Origin of the sequence: Dinoroseobacter shibae DFL 12 = DSM 16493 (assembly GCF_000018145.1) — a bacterium.
Classification (GTDB): domain Bacteria; phylum Pseudomonadota; class Alphaproteobacteria; order Rhodobacterales; family Rhodobacteraceae; genus Dinoroseobacter; species Dinoroseobacter shibae.
In genome coordinates this window covers 3234207-3247361 of the sequence record NC_009952.1, presented here as the reverse complement: position 1 = coordinate 3247361, position 13155 = coordinate 3234207, and the positions used below count along the sequence as shown (strand labels likewise).

At 67.3% G+C, this 13155-nt stretch carries 15 protein-coding genes; 7 read left to right on the top strand and 8 right to left on the bottom strand.

All coding sequences use genetic code 11. The annotated features are described in order from the left end of the window. Positions 1 to 55 precede the first annotated feature (55 nt). The 4 genes from DSHI_RS15610 to greA all read right to left on the bottom strand — a co-directional run bounded on the left by DSHI_RS15610 (position 56) and on the right by greA (position 2687). Positions 56 to 388 (bottom strand): AzlD domain-containing protein, encoded by a 333-nt coding sequence (locus tag DSHI_RS15610; protein WP_012179740.1) that lies wholly within the window; start codon positions 386 to 388, stop codon positions 56 to 58. Then, positions 385 to 1089: an AzlC family ABC transporter permease gene (locus DSHI_RS15605; protein ID WP_012179739.1), complete on the bottom strand. Its 705-nt coding sequence runs from the start codon at positions 1087 to 1089 to the stop codon at positions 385 to 387. The genes DSHI_RS15610 and DSHI_RS15605 overlap by 4 nt, the downstream gene beginning before the upstream one ends. Before the next feature lie 63 nt (positions 1090 to 1152). Next, complete coding sequence (locus DSHI_RS15600; protein WP_083768399.1) at positions 1153 to 2187, bottom strand: hypothetical protein; 1035 nt, start codon at positions 2185 to 2187, stop codon at positions 1153 to 1155. A gap of 29 nt (positions 2188 to 2216) precedes the next feature. Then, complete coding sequence (gene greA, locus DSHI_RS15595) at positions 2217 to 2687, bottom strand: transcription elongation factor GreA (protein WP_044028061.1); 471 nt, start codon at positions 2685 to 2687, stop codon at positions 2217 to 2219. Between the two features lie 204 nt (positions 2688 to 2891). On the opposite strand from greA, the gene DSHI_RS15590 reads away from it, so the two are divergent. The 3 genes from DSHI_RS15590 (at position 2892) to DSHI_RS15580 (ending at position 7238) form a co-directional block, all read left to right on the top strand. Further along, on the top strand, positions 2892 to 4541 hold the full coding sequence (locus DSHI_RS15590) for an electron transfer flavoprotein-ubiquinone oxidoreductase (RefSeq protein ID WP_012179736.1): 1650 nt from the start codon (positions 2892 to 2894) through the stop codon (positions 4539 to 4541). Positions 4542 to 4702: 161 nt separating this feature from the next. After that, positions 4703 to 6391 (top strand): tetratricopeptide repeat protein, encoded by a 1689-nt coding sequence (locus DSHI_RS15585; protein ID WP_044028059.1) that lies wholly within the window; start codon positions 4703 to 4705, stop codon positions 6389 to 6391. Then, the gene (locus DSHI_RS15580; RefSeq protein ID WP_012179734.1) at positions 6375 to 7238 is read left to right on the top strand and encodes a 4-(cytidine 5'-diphospho)-2-C-methyl-D-erythritol kinase; all 864 of its coding nucleotides are present in this window, start codon (positions 6375 to 6377) and stop codon (positions 7236 to 7238) included. Before DSHI_RS15585 ends, DSHI_RS15580 begins: the two co-directional genes overlap by 17 nt. On the opposite strand, the gene DSHI_RS15575 is transcribed toward DSHI_RS15580, so the two are convergent. Then, positions 7231 to 8235, bottom strand: a complete 1005-nt coding sequence (locus DSHI_RS15575; protein ID WP_012179733.1) for a polyprenyl synthetase family protein — start codon at positions 8233 to 8235, stop codon at positions 7231 to 7233. The two genes, DSHI_RS15580 and DSHI_RS15575, sit on opposite strands and share 8 nt — an antisense overlap. A gap of 55 nt (positions 8236 to 8290) precedes the next feature. On the opposite strand from DSHI_RS15575, the gene DSHI_RS15570 reads away from it, so the two are divergent. The 3 genes from DSHI_RS15570 (at position 8291) to DSHI_RS21825 (ending at position 9551) form a co-directional block, all read left to right on the top strand. Then, a complete protein-coding gene (locus DSHI_RS15570; RefSeq protein ID WP_012179732.1) occupies positions 8291 to 8518 on the top strand; it encodes a putative signal transducing protein in 228 nt (75 codons plus the stop codon). Further along, complete coding sequence (locus DSHI_RS15565) at positions 8518 to 9288, top strand: tRNA1(Val) (adenine(37)-N6)-methyltransferase (protein ID WP_012179731.1); 771 nt, start codon at positions 8518 to 8520, stop codon at positions 9286 to 9288. The genes DSHI_RS15570 and DSHI_RS15565 overlap by 1 nt, the downstream gene beginning before the upstream one ends. Before the next feature lie 95 nt (positions 9289 to 9383). Beyond that, a complete protein-coding gene (locus tag DSHI_RS21825) occupies positions 9384 to 9551 on the top strand; it encodes a YdcH family protein (RefSeq protein WP_012179730.1) in 168 nt (55 codons plus the stop codon). 59 nt (positions 9552 to 9610) lie between these two features. Here the strand turns inward: DSHI_RS21825 and DSHI_RS15560 are convergent, their stop codons facing one another. Further along, positions 9611 to 10558 (bottom strand): transcriptional regulator GcvA, encoded by a 948-nt coding sequence (locus DSHI_RS15560; protein WP_012179729.1) that lies wholly within the window; start codon positions 10556 to 10558, stop codon positions 9611 to 9613. Between the two features lie 107 nt (positions 10559 to 10665). Between DSHI_RS15560 and DSHI_RS22400 the strand changes: the two genes are divergently transcribed. Then, positions 10666 to 10806, top strand: coding sequence for a hypothetical protein (locus DSHI_RS22400; RefSeq protein ID WP_157865348.1), 141 nt, complete (start codon positions 10666 to 10668; stop codon positions 10804 to 10806). 54 nt (positions 10807 to 10860) lie between these two features. Here the strand turns inward: DSHI_RS22400 and phbB are convergent, their stop codons facing one another. Both phbB and DSHI_RS15550 read right to left on the bottom strand, forming a co-directional pair. Continuing rightward, positions 10861 to 11583, bottom strand: coding sequence for an acetoacetyl-CoA reductase (gene phbB, locus DSHI_RS15555; RefSeq protein WP_012179728.1), 723 nt, complete (start codon positions 11581 to 11583; stop codon positions 10861 to 10863). Positions 11584 to 11683: 100 nt separating this feature from the next. Beyond that, positions 11684 to 12859: an acetyl-CoA C-acetyltransferase gene (locus tag DSHI_RS15550; protein WP_012179727.1), complete on the bottom strand. Its 1176-nt coding sequence runs from the start codon at positions 12857 to 12859 to the stop codon at positions 11684 to 11686. Positions 12860 to 13155: the final 296 nt, after the last annotated feature.

The window sequence follows — 13155 nt, the reverse complement described above, 5'->3', positions numbered from 1 at the left end:
ATAGCGTAAGAGATAATCGTTTCCGGCGCAGAAAAAAGTCAAACTCGCGCAGGTGTTAGCCCAGGAGCGCCAGCATCCCGTAAAGCGTCGCGATCCCGCAGATGATCGAGAGCAGGACATTCCGGCTCAGCACCCCGACCGCGAGGGTGACGACGGCGGCTGAAATGCGGGCGGGCTCGGCCTCCCCGCCCGTGGCGGCGGGCCAGACCACCAGCGGCGCGATCAGGGCCGGGAACACCGCGACCGAGGTGTAGCGCAGGTGCCGCAACAGCCATTCCGGCAATTCCCGGTCGCCGATCAGACCGAGGAAGGAATAGCGGATCAGGAAAGTCCCGATCCCAAGCAGCACGATCAGCCCCCAGAGCGTGACGGGCGAGATGTCGATCATCGGGCAGCCTCCCGGCGGCGGGTCTGCCACAGCTCCACCCGGGCGCCGACGAGCATCGCGCAGCCCGCCGCAAAGATGGTGCCCAGGCTGAAGGGCAGGCCGACAAAGGCCAGCGCCAGAACGGTCGCGGTGAAGGCCGCGACCACATGGGCCAGGCTGGTCAGGGCCGGGGCCACCAGCGCGAGGAAGGTGATCGGCAGGGCGAAATCCAGCGCCATTTCCGGCGGTATCCGCGCCCCCAGGACCGCCCCGGTCCAGGTCGCGGGGTACCAGCACAGGCAGATCAGCGAGGCCGCGCCGAGATGGAAGGCGAACCGCTCCCGCAGGGGCAATGCGGGGTCCTTCTCGAACCGGGCGACAGAGACGGCATAGGTCTGATCCACCAGAAAATAGGCGCAAATCGCCTTCTGCCAGACGGGCAGGGGGCCGAGATGCGGCGCGATCGACGCGGAATAGAGCGCCATGCGCAGGTTCACCGCCAGGGCCGAGGCCAGCACGATGATCACCGGGGCGTTCTCGCTCAGAAGTTGCACGGCCGTGAATTGCGCGGCCCCCGCGATCACCAGAAGGCTGAATCCCATCACCTCGGCGATGTTCAGCCCCGCCTCGGTGGCGACCACACCGAAGAGCATGCCGAAGGGCACGGTCACGAGCAGAAAGGGCGCGCCTTGGCGCAGGCCCTGGAGATAGAGGCTGGACATGGGTTCACCGTGTTGCCGATACCGGGGCCTGCTAGACCACCGGCGCGGCAGGGGCAAGCGCGCTCACTCGAAGGTCTTGGTCACCCGGCCGAGCAACATGAAGGCCCGCGCCGACCGGGTATCGGCAAGCTTGATGATCTCTTCATCCGTGGCATGGGCCGCGAAGGCCGAAAACGTCCGGTCGAAATGGCGTAGAAAATGGTGGACCGTGTCGCGAAAGATCGGGTCGGACTTCATCCGCGCCGAACTCAGCGCAAGGCAGGACCGGTCCCGGATGCCCCCCAGGGCCGCGACCGTCCGCCCGCGCTCGCCCTCGGCGAAGCGGCGCCAGGCATCGGGCTTGGCCCGGTCCGGGGTCAGGTCGTCCATGTAGATCCCGTCCTCGGACAACAGGGTCAGCACATCCTGCGCCGACCGAATCAGCTTGCCCGCATCCCGATCCTCCAGCGCGCGGCGCAGGGCGCGAAAGCCTTCCTTGTCCTCCGTGGTCTCGGGGAAATTCGCCGCGCGGATGAATTCGGACACGGAAATCGGCTCCCGCAGGTCCTCCGGCGTGTCGAAGCCGAGCGATGGCTGCGTCTCGCGCGGCAGGCGCTTGACCTGCGGCTCGGCCAGGGCGGCCTTGCTCTCGGAGGATTGCGCCGGGCCGGTCCGCGCACTGGCGAAGGTCACCAATGCGGTCTCGGTCTGCTTGGCGGTCTGGGCGATCTGGTCGATCTTCTGGGCGACCGTCGGCGGCATGGCGCCCTGACTGCGGGCCTGCTGCACCACGGTTTCGCGCATGGCGGCAATGGCCCCCTGCAGCCGGTCGGCCTCGTCGCGCATGATCCGCGCCGTGCGCGCCACGGAGGCCGCCACCCAGATCAGCGCGATGGGCAGGAACACCGCCAACAGGATCATCACGATCCCCAGCGCCCCGGCCCCGGTGGCGGCGATGCTTGCGCCGAGGTCGAGCACGAAGAACAGGATCAGCACCATCACCAGCCAGACCAGGCTGAGCCCCAGCGCGATGATCTCGATCGCGGTGATCCCGTGGCGGGCGCCAGGCATGCCGAACCCGCCAAGGTCCTGACCGGTCCCTTTCGACTGCTGCGCCATGCTCGTTTCCGTTTTTTGTGCCGTCGCGGTTACTTGTACGCGATCTCGAGGATTTCGTAAGACTTCGTGCCGCCCGGGGTGCGGACCTCGACGCTGTCGCCTTCCTCCTTGCCGATCAGGGCGCGGGCGATGGGCGATTTGAGGTTCAGCAGGCCCTTTTCGATATCGGCCTCCGCCTCCCCCACGATCTGGTAGGTCTTCTCCTCGTCCGTGTCCTCGTCGACGATGGTCACGGTGGCGCCGAACTTGACCGCGCCCGACAGGGTCGCGGGGTCAATCACTTGTGCGCGCGACAACAGCGCCTCCAACTCCTTCACCCGGCCTTCGATAAAGCTCTGCTTTTCGCGCGCGGCGTGGTACTCGGCATTCTCGGACAGGTCACCATGCTCGCGCGCCTCGGCAATCGCCCGGATCACGGCGGGGCGTTCCACGCTCTTGAGCTGTTTCAGCTCCGTATCCAACGCCGAATGACCCCGGCGGGTCATGGGGATTTTTTCCATGGGTCTTTCCTGAGAATTCGAGTCGAAACCTGAAACAAGAACCATAATCATGCCCCGCGCCCACGCAAGGCCGGTTTGCAGGGCGTGTTCCCACGTCAGAATTCGTTGCAGCGCAGCGTCACAATTGACCCTTCCGGACGCGCCCGCTATCTCGTGGCGCAATATTATTTCAATCCCCCTCGGGGCTAGCCAGTGTGAGAGCGAATGACCCAGATCGAGCGTGAAGCGATGGAATACGACGTGGTGATCGTCGGAGCGGGCCCGGCGGGCCTGTCGGCGGCGATCCGTCTGAAACAGCTGGACGCGGATCTGAACGTCGTCGTGCTGGAAAAAGGCTCAGAGGTCGGCGCGCATATCCTGTCCGGCGCGGTGCTGGATCCCGTCGGTCTCGATGCGCTGATCCCCGACTGGAAGGACCGCGGCGCGCCCATCACCGTGCCCGTGCGCGAGGACAAGTTCTACATGCTGGGCGAGGCGGGCGCGATGCGCATCCCGACCTTCCCCATGCCGCCGCTGATGAACAACCACGGCAACTACATCGTCTCGATGGGTAATGTCTGTCGCTGGATGGCCGAGCAGGCCGAGGAAATGGGCGTCGAGATCTTCCCCGGCATGTCCTGCTCGGAGCTGGTTTACGGCGAGAACGGCGAAGTCAAAGGCGTGGTCGCCGGCGAGTTCGGCAAGAACCCCGACGGCACGCCCGGCGACAGCTACGAGCCGGGCATGGAGCTACACGGCAAATACGTGATGCTGGGCGAAGGCGTGCGCGGATCGCTCAGCAAGCAAGTGATCGAGAAATACGACCTGTCCATGGGCCGCGAGCCGCAGAAATACGGCCTTGGCATGAAGGAAATCTGGGAAATCGACCCCGAGAAGCACCGCGAAGGCAGGGTCGTGCACACCATGGGCTGGCCTCTGGGCAAGAACGCGGGCGGCGGGTCGTTCATCTATCACCTGGACAACAACCAGGTCTATGTGGGCTTCGTGGTGCACCTGAACTACGAAAACCCGTACCTGTTCCCCTACATGGAATTCCAGCGGTTCAAGCACCACCCGATGGTGGCCGAGCTGCTCAAGGGCGGCAAGCGGGTGGCCTACGGCGCGCGCGCGATCTCCGAGGGCGGGTACCAGTCCATGCCCAAGGCCTGCTTTCCTGGCGGGGTGCTGCTGGGCTGTTCCGTGGGGCTGGTGAACGTGCCGCGGATCAAGGGCAACCACAACGCGATGTTGTCGGGCAAGGCGGCGGCGGAGGCGGCCCATGCCGCGCTGGCGGCGGGCCGGTTCGGCGATACCCTGAAGGAATACGAGGGCGAGTTGCGCTATGGCCCGGTGGGCCAGGACCTCAAGAAGGTGCGCAACGTCAAGCCGCTATGGTCGAAATACGGGCTGACGGCATCCCTGACCCTGGGCGGGCTCGACATGTGGACCAACACGCTGGGCTTTTCACTGTTCGGGACGGTCAAGCACGGCAAGACCGACGCCGAGGCCACCGGCAAGGCGGCCAGGTTCACGCCCATCGACTACCCCAAGCCCGATGGCGTGCTGTCCTTCGACCGGCTGACCAACGTGGCCTATTCCTTCACCAACCATGAAGAGGCGCAGCCCGCGCACCTGACCCTGAAGGATGCCAGCATTCCCGTGGGCAGGAACCTGCCCGACTACGCCGGCCCCTCGGCGCGCTATTGCCCGGCGGGGGTCTACGAGTTCGTCCGCGAAGAGGGCAAGCCGACCCGGTTCGTCATCAACTTCCAGAACTGCGTCCACTGCAAGACCTGCGATATCAAGGACCCCGCCCAGAACATCGTCTGGACCACCCCCCAGGGCGGAGACGGCCCGAACTACCCGAACATGTGAGGCGCAGGCGCCCGCCGGGGCGCCCGTGCCCCGTGATGATGCCGTGACGATCCCGTGATCCGCCCCCGTCCCGCCCGGCAGGGGCGGTTGCGCGGATGGACAGTGCCGCGCCGCGCCGCTACGCTCTGGTGTACCTCTCTTCCCCATCGAAAGGCGCAGTCATGGATAGAAAGGCGAAACGCACACTCGGATGGGTTCTGGCCGCGGCCCTTGCGCTGCCCCTCGCCCCGCCGGTCCAGGCCGCGCCCGATGGGGTTGCGGGCGCCTATCTCGCCGGTCGGGCTGCGAGCCTGAACAGCGATTATCGCGATGCCGCCCGCTACTACGCCCGCGCCCTGATGCGTGACCGTGCGAACCCGGCGCTGATGGAAAGCGCCGCGATTGCCTTCCTCGCCCTGGGCGACCAGGCCAGCGCCTATCCCATCGCCCTGAAACTGGCCGAGGGGTATCCCACCAACCAGATCGCCAACCTGATCCTCGCCGCCGATGTGCTTGGCCCCGATGGCAGCCTCGACATGGATGTGCCCAGCGTCGGCCCCGTGGGCGACCTGCTGGTCGCGGGGTGGCGCGCGCTCGACCGGGGACGGCCCGCCGAGGCGCTCGCCGCCTTCGACGAGATGATCGACGACCCCCGCACCCGCGCCTTCGGGATCTACCACAAGGCCATGGCGCTCGCGCAGGTGGGGGATTTCGAAGGGGCCGATGCGCTTTTCCTCGAAGACGGCAGCATCGCCGCAAGCCTCTCGGGCCGCGCGATCATCGCCCACGCCCAGGTACTGGCCCAGCTCGACCGCGCCGACGAGGCCCGCACCCTGATCGAGACCCGGATCGGCGCGGACGACCCGCGTGGGGCCGCCATCCTCGACGCGCTCGACGCAGGCACCCTGGTCTTCGACGTGGTGCCGGACCCCGCCGCGGGCTATGCCGAGACCTTCTTCACCGTGGCGATCGCGCTGAACGGTCAGGCGGCGGATGCCTTCACCCTGCTCTATGCGCGCCTCGCCCAGATCCTTGCGCCGGAACATATCGACGCGCTCCTGCTGACCGCGAGCCTGCTGGAAGACCTGGAACAGTTCGATCTGGCCAACCAGGTCTATGACAAGGTCCCCCGTGACAGCCCCGCCTTCCTGACCGCCGAGATCGGCCGCGCCAACGTGCTGCGCGAGGCGGGCAAGGCCGACGCCGCGATCGAGGTGCTGACCCAGCTGGTCGAAACCCATGGCGACGTGGCCCGGGTTCATGCGGCGCTCGCCGACACCCACCGCCGGATGGAGAATTTCGCCGAAGCCGCCGAGGCCTATGACGCCGCCATCGCCATCGCCGAAGCCCAGGGCCAGGACGACTGGGTGCTCTACTACGCCCGCGGCATCGCCCATGAACGGATCGGCGACTGGGACGAGGCGGAGGTCGACCTGCGCCGCGCGCTGGAACTCAATCCGGGCCAGCCCATGGTGCTGAATTATCTCGGCTATTCCTTCGTCGAGATGGGCGAGAACATGGACGAAGCCCTCGCCATGATCGAAGAAGCCGTCGCCGCCCGGCCCGACAATGGCTATATCACCGACAGCCTCGGCTGGGTGCTCTACCGGATGGAACGCTACGAGGAGGCCGTGCCGCTGATGGAGCGCGCCGTCGCGCTCGAGCCGCTCGACCCGATCATCAACGACCATCTGGGCGACGTCTATTACGCCGTGAACCGCAAGCGCGAGGCGGAGTTCCAGTGGAAGCGCGCCCTGTCCTTCGATCCCGAGGAAGAAGACGCCGAGCGTATCCGCCGCAAACTGCAGGTCGGGCTCGATGCCGTGCTGATCGAAGAGGGGGCCGACCCCATCCATGTCGCCACCGACTGAGGGGCGCGCCCCGGGGTCGCGACCGATCGCGGGCTTTGCCCCGGCGAAGATCAACCTGACCCTGCATGTCACCGGGCAGCGGGGCGATGGCTATCACCTGCTCGACAGCCTCGTGGTCTTCGCCGATATCGGCGACCGGCTGGTGCTCGACCCCGACGCGGCCCTCGGGCTGACCGTGTCGGGCCCGCGCGCGGCGGGCGTGCCCACGGGGCCCGAAAACCTGATCCTGAAGGCCGCGGCCCATCTCGGGGCGGTGCGCGGTGCGATCCATCTGGAAAAACACCTGCCCGCGGCGGCGGGGATCGGTGGCGGGTCCTCCGATGCCGCGACCGCGCTCCGGCTCCATGCGCAGGCGATGGGCCGCGCGCTGCCCGACGATGGCGCGGCCCTTGGTGCCGACGTGCCCGTCTGCCTGCGAGGGAAGGCGACCCGCATGTCCGGGATCGGCGAAGCGCTCACCCCCGTGGCGGGTCTGCCGCCGCTGCCCGCGGTGCTGGTCAACCCTGGCGTGGACGTGCCGACCCCGGCCGTGTTCAGGGGCCTGCGTCAAAAGGAAAATCCGCCCATGCCCGCCGACCTGCCCGGCTTTGCAACGCCGACCGATTGCGCCCGATGGCTCGCCACCCAGCGCAACGACCTGGAGCCGCCCGCCCGCGCCGCGGCCCCCGTGATCGACAGCGTTCTGGCGGAGATCGCGGGCGATCCGGACTGCCTGCTGGCCCGGATGTCCGGCTCCGGCGCGACCTGTTTCGGTCTCTTCGAAACCCCTGCACAGGCGCAGGCGGCGGCGGAAACCCTCTCAACCCGGCACCCGGACTGGTGGGTCGCGCCGACCGTGCTCAGGTGACCCGCGCCACCACGTAATCGGCCAGATCGCGCAGCATGTCGGTCAACGGATGGGGCGCCACCGCCTCCAGCGCGGCCTTGGCCTGGGCGGCATAGGCCACCGCATCGGCCCGGGTCGCCGCCATCGCGCCGTGCCGGTCCAGAAGCGCGAGCGCATGCTCAAGATCCCCGTCGCGCTGGTCGCCCTTCTCGATCACCCGGCTCCAGAAGGCGCGCTCTTCCAGATCCGCCTTGGCCACCGCCTTGATCACGGGCAGGGTCAGCTTACGCTCCCGGAAATCGTCGCCGATATTCTTGCCGGTCTTGGTACTGTCCCCGCCGTAATCCAGCAGGTCGTCGACGATCTGGAACGCGATGCCCAACGCATCGCCATAGGTGAAGAGCGCGCGCACCTGCGCCTCGTCGGCGCCTGCGATCACGCCGCCCACCTCGGTGGCCGCCGAGAACAGCGCCGCGGTCTTGCCCCGCACCACCTTGAGGTAGATGTCCTCGTCCGTCGCCAGGTCCTGCGCCGCCGACAGTTGCAGCACCTCGCCCTCGGCAATCGTCGCCGCCGCGTTCGCCAAGATGTCCAGAACCCGCAGGGAGCCGGTCTCGACCATCAACTGGAAGGACCGCGCGAACAGGTAATCGCCCACCAGCACGCTCGACTGGTTGTCCCACAAAAGGTTCGCCGTGGGCCGTCCGCGCCGCTGGTTGCTCTCGTCCACCACGTCGTCATGAAGCAGCGTCGCGGTGTGAATGAACTCCACCGTCGCCGCGAGATGCACATGGTAAGGCCCGGTGTAGCCGCAGAGCCGCGCGGTCGCCAGCGTCAGCATCGGGCGCAGCCGCTTGCCGCCGGCCTCGACCAGATGCGCTGTCACCTCGGGGATGCGCGGCGCGTGTTCCGAGGCCATCCGCTCCCGGATCAGCACGTTCACCGCGTCCATGTCTTCGGCCAGGTGGGTCGCGAGGCGCTCATGCGGTTTGGTTGCGGCAGGGGTATCCAAGCTCATCACGGCTCCGTCAATCGGCTCGACATCCGAGCCCGGCTACTCTTATCTCGCTAACATGAGAGAGCTTCTGCGCACCAACGATCCCACGATCATCGCCTATGCCTCCGCTCTGCTGCAAGGCGAGGGTATAGACTGCTTCCAGATGGACGTCCACATGAGCGTCCTCGAAGGCTCCATCGGCGTATTGCCGCGGCGCCTGATGGTGCGGCAGCGCGACATGTTCCGCGCCCGGGCGGTGATGATCGACAATGACATCCCCATCAGCGAGGACCGGTCCGCGTGATGCCCTCGGCCTGCGTTGAGACCTCGCTCGATGGGTTCCTCGGCGGACGGCTGGTGCTCGAACAACCCGTGCAGGGCTACCGGGCCGGGACCGACCCGGTGCTTCTGGCCGCCTCGGTGCCCGCGCGGGCCGGGCAAAGCTGCCTCGACCTGGGCTGCGGTGTCGGTGCGGCGGCCCTGTGCCTGATGGTGCGCACGGGGGCGGCCTGCACGGGGGTCGAGTTGCAACCGGGCTACGCCGCCCTGGCGCGCGCCAACGCGTCCCGCAACGACCTGCCCCTGGAGGTGATCGAGGGCGACGCGACCGACCTGCCTCCCGACCTGCGGCAGCGCAGCTTTGACCACGTGTTCTTCAACCCGCCCTATTTCGCCGCCGAGGCCAGTACCGCACCGGCCGATGCGGGCCGCGATCTCGCCCTGCGGGACAGGGGGGATCTGACCGACTGGCTGGCTGCGGCAGTCCGTCGCACCAGGCCCCGGGGAACGGTCACCCTGATCGCCCGGACCGACCGGCTGCCCGAGGTCATGGCGGCGGTGCCCCGCGTGCTTGGCTCGCTGCGATTGCAACCTCTGGTTGCGCGCGCGGGCCGTCCGGCCAAGCGCTTTGTTTTGCAGGGCATCAAGGAGGGCCGCGCCCCCTTCACCCTGCGTGCGCCGCTGGTGCTCCATGACGGATCGCGGCACCTGCGCGATGGCGAGGACGGCTCGGACATCGCCCGGCACCTGCTGCGTGACGGTGGCGCGCTGTCGCTCTCCGACCCGGCCTGCTGACAGTTCGATACAAAATCGCGCACCTGTTTCTCGTGACACGACTCGGCATCTGTGCTGCACTTCGCATACTGTCCACGTCAACAAGGAGGACGCCCATGACCGTGAGTTCGCATCTCGAGGAACTCCGCCGGAAACACCAATCGCTTTCCGCTCGTGTGGATGACGCGCAACGTAGCGCCGCAACAGACAGTCTGACGATTGCCTCGCTCAAGAAGCAGAAGCTACGTCTCAAGGAAGAGATCGAGCGTCTGCAAGCGAACTGACCCTTCCCCCTTAGCCTGCGGTTCGGTCCAGCACCGGGCCGCAGTTTCCCGACCGACCCTCAGGTGCCCACGTCGCCCGCGTCGATGAAGCTCATCTGCCGGTCATGGGCCGCAAACTCCCCCACGTTATCGAACAGCCAGGACAGGAACGCCTGAACCTGGGGCTTTTGCTCCGCGCCCGCCGGGCAGAGCACCCGGTAATGGGCCCTGGTGGTCAGGGCCGTGGGAAACGGGATCACCAGCCGCCCGTCCTGCAGCGCCTTGGTCGTCAATGATATCCGGCCCAGGATCGCCCCGCCCCCGGTCTCGGCCGCATCGATCGCATGGTCGGCCTGGCTGAATTGCGGCGTCACCTCCGGCGGATCGGCAACGCCCATGGCACGGAACCACGCGGCCCAGTCGCAGGGCGGGCGCACGAAATCCAGGTTGCCGTCATCCAGAAGCCGCAGCTTCAGCAAGTCCGCAGGAACGCGCAGCCGCTCCGCCAGATGCGGCGCCACCATCGGTGCCAACCACTCGCGCACCAACACCCGGCTGTAGACCCCCGCGTCGTCACCGCCCATCCCGAATCGGATCGCGAGATCCACGTCGTCCCGGTCGAAATCCACCAGTCGCAGGCTGGCGGAAAACCGCAGCTCGATATCCGGGTGCTTCTGGGCGAAATCGAACAGCCGTGGCGCCAGCCACTTCGCCGTGAACGCAGGCCCCGCCGTCACTGTCAGCGTCCTTGCGTCCAGGCTCCGCCGCGTCGCCATCCAGGCCCGCCGCAGCGCGTCGAACCCTTCCGCGGCCCCGGGGGCCAGCGCCTTGCCCGCCTCGGTCAATTCCACCGCCCGGTTCAGCCGCCGAAAGAGCGGCGCGCCCAGATGCTCCTCCAGCCCCTTGATCTGAAAACTCAGGGCGGCAGGCGTGACGTTCAACTCCGCCGCCGCCTTGGCGAAACTCATGTGCCGCGCGGCGGCGTCGAAGGCGCGCAGGGCGGTCAGCGGGGGGAGGCGATCATGCATTTCGCATAAGTATACCTTAACCGAGGGCGGGAAAAGTCTCGTTTGTCACCACCAATGCAGGCGCTCATATTCAGGACAGTTCAGAAATTCATACAAGGACATGCCCGATGACCCATGCCACCGCTACCCTGACGACCCAAGCCGCCATCGCCCGTGGGCGCCAGGCCCGCGCCGCCGCTTTCGCCCGTCTTTTGGCGTGGGCCAACCCGTTTCATGCCGCTCGTCCCGCCATGGAGGTTACGGCATGAAAATGGGCCGGTCCCGCGCGCGGGGACCGGCCCAACCCTAACGCGCAAACGCGCTCAGACGAAGAACTGCGCCCCGTTTGCCGAGATCGTCGAGCCCGAGATGAAGCCCGCGTCATCGGAGGCCAGGAACGCCACGCAGCGCGCAATCTCCTCGGGCTCGCCCAGACGGCCCACCGGGATGCCCGCAATGATCGACTCGCGCACCTTCTCGGGGATCGCCATGACCATTTCCGTGGCGATATAGCCCGGGCAGACCGCGTTGGCGGTGATCCCGGCGCGCGCGCCTTCCTGGGCGAGGGACTTCACGATGCCCAGATCGCCCGCCTTGGTCGCGGCATAGTTCACCTGGGCGAACTGGCCCTTCTGGCCGTTGATCGACGAGATCACGATGATGCGGCCGAACTTGCGCTCGCGCATGCCGGGCCAGACCGGGTGGATCGTGTTGAACACGCCGGTCAGGTTGGTGTCGATGACCTCGTGCCACTGCTCGGGCGTCATCTTGTGGAACGGCGCGTCGCGGGTGATCCCCGCATTGGCGACGACCACCTCGATCGGGCCGAGATCGGCTTCGACCTGGGCGATGCCGGCCTTGCTCGACTCGTAGTCGGCCACGTTCCACTTGTAGGTCTTGATCCCCGTGGCTTCGGTGAAGGCCGCGGCCTTCTCGTCATTGCCCGCATAGGTGGCGGCCACGGTATACCCGTCCGCCTTCAGTTTCTTGGAAATCGCTTCGCCGATGCCACGCGAGCCACCGGTCACTAGTGCAACACGTCCCATGATATGTCCTCCTCGAGGTCAGTTTTTTGTCCGGCCGGGACGGGTGCGTTCAGGATCCCGCCGGAAGGGGGGGTGGCCCGTCGGGCCACCCGGGATCAGGTCAGGGGCGCTCGACGCAGAGCGCCACGCCCATGCCGCCGCCGATGCACAGCGTGGCAAGGCCCTTCTTGGCATCCCGCCGCTGCATTTCGAACAGCAGGGTGTTGAGAACCCGCGCGCCGGAGGCGCCGATCGGGTGACCGATGGCGATTGCGCCGCCGTTCACGTTCACGATCGCCGGATCCCAGCCCATGTCCTTGTTCACGGCACAGGCCTGGGCGGCGAAGGCTTCGTTGGCTTCCACCAGGTCCAGGTCGTCGACCTTCCACCCGGCCTTCTCCAGCGCCTTGCGCGAGGCATAGATCGGCCCGACGCCCATGATCGACGGGTCGAGCCCGGCGGTGGCGTAGGACGCGATGCGCGCCATCGGGGTGATCCCGCGCTTCTCGGCATTTTCCGCCGACATCAGCAGAACGCCGGCCGCGCCGTCGTTCAGCCCCGACGCATTGGCCGCCGTGACCGAGCCGTCCTTGGTGAAGGCCGGGCGCAGTTTCTGCATGGCCTCCATGGTCGCGCCGTGGCGGATGTACTCGTCCTTGTCCACGACGATGTCGCCCTTGCGGGTCTTGATGGTGAAGGCCACCACCTCGTCATCGAACTTGCCCGCCTTCTGGGCGGCCTCGGCCTTGTTCTGGCTGGCGACGGCGAACTCGTCCTGCATCTCGCGGCTGATCTGCCACTTCTCGGCGACGTTTTCGGCGGTCTGGCCCATGTGGTAGCCGTTGAACGCGTCCCAGAGGCCGTCGCGGATCATCGAGTCGATGAACTTCATGTCGCCCATCTTCTGGCCCGCGCGCAGGTTGGCCACATGGGGGCTGAGCGTCATGTTTTCCTGGCCGCCGGCGCAGACGATCTCCGCATCGCCGAGCTGGATGTGCTGGGCGCCGAGGGCGACCGCGCGCAGGCCCGAGCCGCACACCTGGTTGAGACCCCAGGCCGCGCTTTCCTGCGGCAGGCCTGCGTTGATATGCGCCTGGCGCGCCGGGTTCTGGCCCTGGCCGCCGGTCAACACCTGGCCGAGGATGGTCTCGGAGACTTCTCCCTTCTCGATCCCCGCGCGCGCTACCAGCGCTTCGAGCACGGCGGAGCCCAGGTCATGGGCAGGCGTGTTGGCAAAGGATCCGCCGAAGCTGCCGACGGCAGTACGCGCGGCGGATGCGATTACGACATTTGTCATCTGTAAAGGTCCCTCTTTGGTCTTCCAGGCGCCCGGTTTCGGCCGGCTGCTTGCGGTGCATGACGGAGCGTCCACACTGCTCTAGTGGAGGAACGTGCCTGCGGGCACCTGACATCGTGTCTCACTGGCGCGGAACGGTCCCGCGGCGCGCGATGGGGGATCCACGCGTCGTGGGCCGAGAAGCGGCTTGCTTACAAGGGGTTGGCTGTCGCGGCGGGCCGCGTTTGCCCGCATTGCGCGGGGTGCGGTGCCCATGCGGTCCGTGCAAGCCCGCCTTGCAGCGGGCTGTGCCGGGT

What these genes read in the sequence shown, in the direction of transcription:
- DSHI_RS15610 (WP_012179740.1), bottom strand. Translation starts at nt 388, where the DNA reads ATGATCGACATCTCGCCCGTCACGCTCTGGGGGCTGATCGTGCTGCTT.
- DSHI_RS15605 (WP_012179739.1), bottom strand. Translation starts at nt 1,089, where the DNA reads ATGTCCAGCCTCTATCTCCAGGGCCTGCGCCAAGGCGCGCCCTTTCTG.
- DSHI_RS15600 (WP_083768399.1), bottom strand. Translation starts at nt 2,187, where the DNA reads ATGGCGCAGCAGTCGAAAGGGACCGGTCAGGACCTTGGCGGGTTCGGC.
- greA (WP_044028061.1), bottom strand. Translation starts at nt 2,687, where the DNA reads ATGGAAAAAATCCCCATGACCCGCCGGGGTCATTCGGCGTTGGATACG.
- DSHI_RS15590 (WP_012179736.1), top strand. Translation starts at nt 2,892, where the DNA reads ATGACCCAGATCGAGCGTGAAGCGATGGAATACGACGTGGTGATCGTC.
- DSHI_RS15585 (WP_044028059.1), top strand. Translation starts at nt 4,703, where the DNA reads ATGGATAGAAAGGCGAAACGCACACTCGGATGGGTTCTGGCCGCGGCC.
- DSHI_RS15580 (WP_012179734.1), top strand. Translation starts at nt 6,375, where the DNA reads ATGTCGCCACCGACTGAGGGGCGCGCCCCGGGGTCGCGACCGATCGCG.
- DSHI_RS15575 (WP_012179733.1), bottom strand. Translation starts at nt 8,235, where the DNA reads ATGAGCTTGGATACCCCTGCCGCAACCAAACCGCATGAGCGCCTCGCG.
- DSHI_RS15570 (WP_012179732.1), top strand. Translation starts at nt 8,291, where the DNA reads ATGAGAGAGCTTCTGCGCACCAACGATCCCACGATCATCGCCTATGCC.
- DSHI_RS15565 (WP_012179731.1), top strand. Translation starts at nt 8,518, where the DNA reads ATGCCCTCGGCCTGCGTTGAGACCTCGCTCGATGGGTTCCTCGGCGGA.
- DSHI_RS21825 (WP_012179730.1), top strand. Translation starts at nt 9,384, where the DNA reads ATGACCGTGAGTTCGCATCTCGAGGAACTCCGCCGGAAACACCAATCG.
- DSHI_RS15560 (WP_012179729.1), bottom strand. Translation starts at nt 10,558, where the DNA reads ATGCATGATCGCCTCCCCCCGCTGACCGCCCTGCGCGCCTTCGACGCC.
- DSHI_RS22400 (WP_157865348.1), top strand. Translation starts at nt 10,666, where the DNA reads ATGACCCATGCCACCGCTACCCTGACGACCCAAGCCGCCATCGCCCGT.
- phbB (WP_012179728.1), bottom strand. Translation starts at nt 11,583, where the DNA reads ATGGGACGTGTTGCACTAGTGACCGGTGGCTCGCGTGGCATCGGCGAA.
- DSHI_RS15550 (WP_012179727.1), bottom strand. Translation starts at nt 12,859, where the DNA reads ATGACAAATGTCGTAATCGCATCCGCCGCGCGTACTGCCGTCGGCAGC.